The organism is Novipirellula sp., from assembly GCF_041583735.1.
Taxonomy (GTDB): domain Bacteria; phylum Planctomycetota; class Planctomycetia; order Pirellulales; family Pirellulaceae; genus Novipirellula.
Genome location: NZ_JBFHFD010000594.1, coordinates 1 through 5,441, shown reverse-complemented (window position 1 = coordinate 5,441; position 5,441 = coordinate 1). Strand labels below are relative to the sequence as shown.

Annotated in this window: 3 protein-coding genes and 1 pseudogene; 2 read left to right on the top strand and 2 right to left on the bottom strand. The window is 56.4% G+C overall.

Annotation, left to right across the window (positions count from 1 at the left end; translation table 11 throughout):
- Together ABX962_RS29060 and ABX962_RS29055 are read left to right on the top strand one after the other, a co-directional pair.
- Positions 1–1,510: pseudogene (locus ABX962_RS29060) on the top strand (hypothetical protein); the annotation flags it as partial.
- The gene (locus tag ABX962_RS29055; protein WP_372724742.1) at positions 1,500–3,143 is read left to right on the top strand and encodes an AAA family ATPase; all 1,644 of its coding nucleotides are present in this window, start codon (positions 1,500–1,502) and stop codon (positions 3,141–3,143) included. The pseudogene ABX962_RS29060 and the gene ABX962_RS29055, both read left to right, overlap by 11 nt.
- Positions 3,144–3,254: 111 nt before the next feature.
- Here the strand turns inward: ABX962_RS29055 and ABX962_RS29050 are convergent, their stop codons facing one another.
- Together ABX962_RS29050 and ABX962_RS29045 are read right to left on the bottom strand one after the other, a co-directional pair.
- Complete coding sequence (locus ABX962_RS29050) at positions 3,255–4,058, bottom strand: MBL fold metallo-hydrolase (protein WP_372724740.1); 804 nt, start codon at positions 4,056–4,058, stop codon at positions 3,255–3,257.
- 225 nt (positions 4,059–4,283) lie between these two features.
- Entirely contained in the window at positions 4,284–5,144 is an 861-nt protein-coding gene (locus ABX962_RS29045) for an SDR family oxidoreductase (protein ID WP_372724739.1), read from the bottom strand.
- Positions 5,145–5,441 lie beyond the last annotated feature (297 nt).

Sequence of the window (5,441 nt, the reverse complement as noted above, 5' to 3'; positions counted from 1 at the left end):
GAGTCCGTTGTTGTGCGGCTACGTCGGCGAGACCTACGGATGGCATTACGGTTTTGGGCTCGCCACGATCGGGATGTTGATCGGGCTCGCCGTGTTTGTGATGCCCACCGTGGTGACGCAAAGTTTGATCGGGCTGGGGGCGGCGGTCAGCGCCATCGGCAGGCTGGTGTTCCACCCCGATAATCCATGGACCACCGCCGTGAATATCTTTGTCGCGGTTGCCTTGGTCGCCGCAGGGGCGATCGCCTGTGTGGCGCTCTCGCGAGGCGGTTTGAGTGCGGACAAAGGCCAGCGGCCTGAGGGGATGGATAGTCGTCATGACTGGATGGTTTATCTCGGGACATTGGTCGCGATTCCCGTTTTGACGCTGCTGGTGAGCGGATTTTCGCCACTGACCGACGATGGTAAATCGCTCCAATTGATCCCGAACGAAACGATCAATAGTTTTACCGGTGACGTCCAAGAAGACGCCTCGGCGACCTCAAAGGCGGTCCGCAGTATCGCGGTGGTCTTTCTGAAGGAAGTCAGTAAGCCTGCGGGGCTGGTCTTGACCGTGATCGGGATCATCGCGTTTGGTTATCTGATCATCCAGACCTTTAAATTGGATCAAATACCACGGCAACGGATGATCGTTGCGTTGGTGCTGATCTTCTTTCAAATGCTGTTTTTCGCGTTCTTTGAACAGGCCGGCAGTAGCGTCAACCTGTTTACCGACCGCAATGTCGATCGTGTTGTCGAAGCGTCGGTGGTGACCGAATCGATGGTCGGCGAAACCATTCAAATCGAACCGACTCAGGAACAGATTGGATACGAGTGGAAAGACGGTGAAGTCTTCTCGATTTCCGATTTGGATCAATTGCGAGCCGATCATGAAGCCAAAGGCTTTGAGATTGATTGGACGATTCGCGAGAGCAATGTCGGGATGGGGATCGCCTCGCGTGATGCCGAATTGCCCGCCAGTTTGTTTCAGTCGGTCAATCCGATCTTCATTTTGCTGCTAGGACTTGTTTTCTCGGCACTGTGGACGCAGTTGCGAATGCGAGATGCCGATCCCTCCTCGCCAGTTAAATTTGCGTTTGGTTTGGCGCTACTGGGGCTCGGATTTGGTGCCTTCTGGTACGGAGCCGTCAACGCCAATGGACGTGGGATGGTCTCGATCAGTTGGTTGTTGCTGGGGTACCTGCTGCAAACGATGGGCGAATTGTGCCTCAGCCCCGTCGGGCTCTCGACGATGACCAAGCTCAGCCCTCGGCATCTCGTCAGCACGGTGATGGGCGGTTGGTTCTTGGCGACTGCGTTTAGCCAGTACCTCGCCGCGATCATTTCCCAGTTAACTGGCGTCAGCGAAGGCGGAGACACCGGCAGCGTGATTCCGCTGCCGACCGAGACGGTTGACGTGTATGGCGGTGTGTTTGGTACAATCGCAGTCACTGCGATGCTTTCGGGGCTCGCATGTTTGCTATTGTCGCCATGGTTGAGCCGCTGGATGCACGAGCAGGATGAACGATAAAGACGATGCCCGTGTGATTGGTTTGCTGCGCCGCGTGATTCGCGACTGCGGTAAGCTGTACAGCCATTGCGGCCAGTGGATGGTGCGCCGCTATCCCACGCTAATCGAAGGCAATCCGAATCAGTTCGTTGAGCTGATGGATGACCTGCATCGCGGGTTGTTGGTCAAAGTCTATGTCACGATCGTTCGCGCCGACGATCGCTGGACCAGCGCCGAGAAGCGAGTCGCCGCGGCGATGATCGAACATCTGTGGGGCGAACAGTTGCAAGGCGGGCAATTGCGCGAAGCGGCCACCGGGCTATTCGAGCAAGCCGACCAATTGTCCTGGGAATCGCTGGTCGCTCCCTTTGTGCGTTATGCCCCGCTTGCCGACAGCAAGGCACAGGTCGAAACGATCGTCATGCGGCTGGCTAATCTGGTCGCCAAATGTGACGGTCAAACGATGCCCGAAGAGTCCGTCGCACTGCATACGTTACAGCGTGATATCGACATGGCGCTGCATCCAGCGAATCCAAAATCAACGCTCGCGCCGATCGGCAACGCGTCGTCCGAAGGTCCCTCGGCGGTTGCCTACCAACACGAACAGCAGCAGGCGAGCGAACCGTCGGGCGATGCGCCAGCAACCGAAACTGCCGCCGATCGCGAGCGACGACTGCAAGCAGCGATGAAAGAGCTCGAGTCGCTGATCGGGTTGCAGGGCGTCAAGGATCGAGTTCGCAGCTATGCCAACTTTCTGCGTCTGCAGCAACAACGCAAAGACGCCGGGCTTGCGACGATGCCCATTAGTTTGCATATGGCGTTCATTGGGAATCCAGGCACTGGCAAAACGACCGTCGCGCGGATTGTCGGACAAATCCTCGGTGGGCTCGGTACGCTTCCCTCGGGGCACGTCATTGAAACCGATCGCAGCGGATTGGTTGCCGAGTACGCTGGCCAAACCGCGCCGAAAACCAACAAGCTCTGCGATTCCGCCAAAGGTGGCGTGCTGTTTATCGACGAAGCCTACAGTTTGGTCGATGCCTCGGGCGATGATGCCTATGGACGCGAAGCGATCCAGACGCTGCTGAAACGGATGGAAGACGACCGCGAATCGATGGCCGTGATCTTGGCCGGTTACAGCGACGAGATGGACAAGATGATTCGCAGCAACCCCGGTTTGTCATCGCGGATCAATACCAAGATTGATTTCGAGGACTACACGCCCTCGGACCTGGGCCGCATCTTTGAAGGGATGTGCGAGCAGAATCAATATCAATTGCCCAGTGAAGCACGTCATCGTTTGTTGGTCGGTTTTCAGCAGCTGTACGAACACCGCGATCGCCATTTTGGCAACGGCCGTTTAGTGCGAAACGCATTCGAAGACACGATTCGCCGCTTGGCCGACCGGATCGCCGAAGTTTCTCAGTTGACCGAGTCGCTGTTGACCGTGCTGCTCGCCAGCGACGTCAGCGTCCCTGGGGTGACCAATCGCCAACTCGATTCTTTGGTTGCCAAGCCGCATGTATTGCGTATCCAGTGCAATGGATGTCAACGCAAAGTGCGGATCATGCCCGAGTCGCTCGGCATCCGCGTCCGCTGCAAAAAGTGCGAACACATCCAACTAGCCGACTGGGCCGACGTCGCCGAAAAATAGATTGAATGTGGGATCGACTTCTAGCCTTTTTATACCCCATAACTTTTACGAGCTTAAATCCCTATCGTGCTGAGTTGTGGGGGCAAAAAGGCTGCAAGCCGATCCCACAGCTTACGCACTGGGCGGAATAAGGCCTTCGGGCAATTTGCCTTCGGCCACTTCGTCATCCCATTGGTCCATCAGCGGCCAGCTGTCGGCAAGCGTGCCGAAGTCGGCCATTTTCAAGTAGCCACGCACACGATCGATCGTGCGATTTAGAAAGTCTTTGTCGTTGCGGAAGATCGGGCCATGGCTCGGAGCTAACCATTTGACGTCACTGTCGCGAATTCGCTCGAGCGATTTTACGAACGCCTTGATATCGCTGCCGTGATGCGCGTCGATCGCTCCGATGCAACCATCACGATAAATGTTATCGCCGCTGAGCAAGACGTCGCCATGACGGAACGCCAACTGGCTGTCGGTGTGTCCCGGTGTGTGCCAAACTTCGAGTTCCAGATTGCCGATCTTGATGATGTCGCCATCGTTGACCTCGTGCTCGATTTCGACCGGTGGCATCGCGAGTTTCAGGTTCTGAGCTTCGATCTCCGCCAGCGTGATCAACGTGTCCCCTTCGCGAAGCGGTTTGACCGCTTTGGGGTGCCCCGTAACCGTCGTCTTCAGTAGCTGTTTGGCCTTGGCAAGCCCCTGGATGTGATCGACATCCGCATGCGTCGCGACCAGCGTCTTGCAGCGAGACAGCGGGAAATCGAGCTGCCGAATGATCTCGACAAAATCCTCGACCGTCTCTTCGTAACCGATGTCGATCAGAATCCATTCGTCTTGATCGTACACCAGGTAGACGTTGCAACCGAGAACCTCGCCAGCTTGAAAATTAAGCTCGATCACACCTGGGAAAATAGGTTTGCGAATCAACATGACGAATGGTTTTTAAAGGAATGAATTTGCGGGTGCGGTATTCTACGCAGTCCCGGGGAACAACGAAAACCCGGTTGACATCATAACGGCGCCGAATGAGGGAACATTCCAAACCAAGTGTCTCAAGGCCACGCCCGACGAATTTGCTAAAAACCGAAGCGATTGCTGACGGAACGGCCAAGCTACCGCAATGCCACAGGCGACCTTCAATGCGTCAGACCACCCTCAAGTCTTCAGGATCGAGGCCAAGCCTTCGCGATAGGTCGGAAAGGCTAATTTGGGTAATAAGTTCCCCTTCAGTCGACGATTCCAAATTCGCTTATTGCTTTCGCTTCGCATTTGCTTGGCCGAACCGGCCGGTGGCGGCACGAAAACAGGAGTTGCGGCACCACATTGGCGGGCAATTTCACAGTAAAAGTCTCGTCTTGGCATCGGTTCGTCGTCCCCGACCACATACATTCGGTAGGCTGATTTCTGCCATGCTGCGAACACCGCACGAGCGGCATCGTGGACGTGAATCAGATTTAGGTAGCCGTCTTCGGCGGACGCGATCGGTTGCCCTTGCAAAACCGAATCGATCCGCGGCACTCGGCCAGGCCCGTAAATCCCCGCTAACCGCAGGATCGTCCAGGGGGCGGCCGGTCGATGGCGATGCAGCAAATCTTCGGCCTGCAGATGGACCCGGCCCCCTTCGCGATTGGGTTTCGCGGGGGATCGTTCGTCGACCCAGACGCCTCCGGTCTGGTGGTACACCCCCGTGGTGCTGATGTAGCAAAGATGGGCCTGTTCGGGCACAGCTTCCAGTAAATTCCGCATTCCGCCGACTTGCGACTCATAACGCGATAGCCTGCTGGCCGAATCGTAGCTGACTGCGACCAAGACCCGGTCGACCTCCGGTAACGCCCGCAAACGAGAGCGGTTCGTCCAGTCGGCAAGAATCGGCTCAATTCCTTGTTTCCGAAGCTCGGTGGCCCGGTTTGGGCGTCGCGTGGTGGCGAAAACGGTGTGTCCCGAATCGTGAGCCATTTTGGCAACCACGCTTCCGAGGTAGCCACATCCGACGATCAAAATGCGAAATTTAGGCATAACAGGGGGGCTCGGCGGGTTTTTAATGCGTTCGACAGGGGAGTTTGACGGCTTCATTTTTCCCATTCTTGCTACACCAGCTACAATAAAGCGGCGATCGAGTCGACGGCGGAGCATGCGTCGGGAAAACTATTCGTTGAAGACTCAGGTTCGCACGATCGTTTACGAAGTCTCAGCGAGGAGCTGCCATTGAAATCGACAGTAGCGTTAACGCCCACCCCCATCAACGTCACCGCGTTCCGCGGCAAGGGATGGGCGATTCTTTTGACACTCCTTTGGCTTGCACCCTCGGTCTCG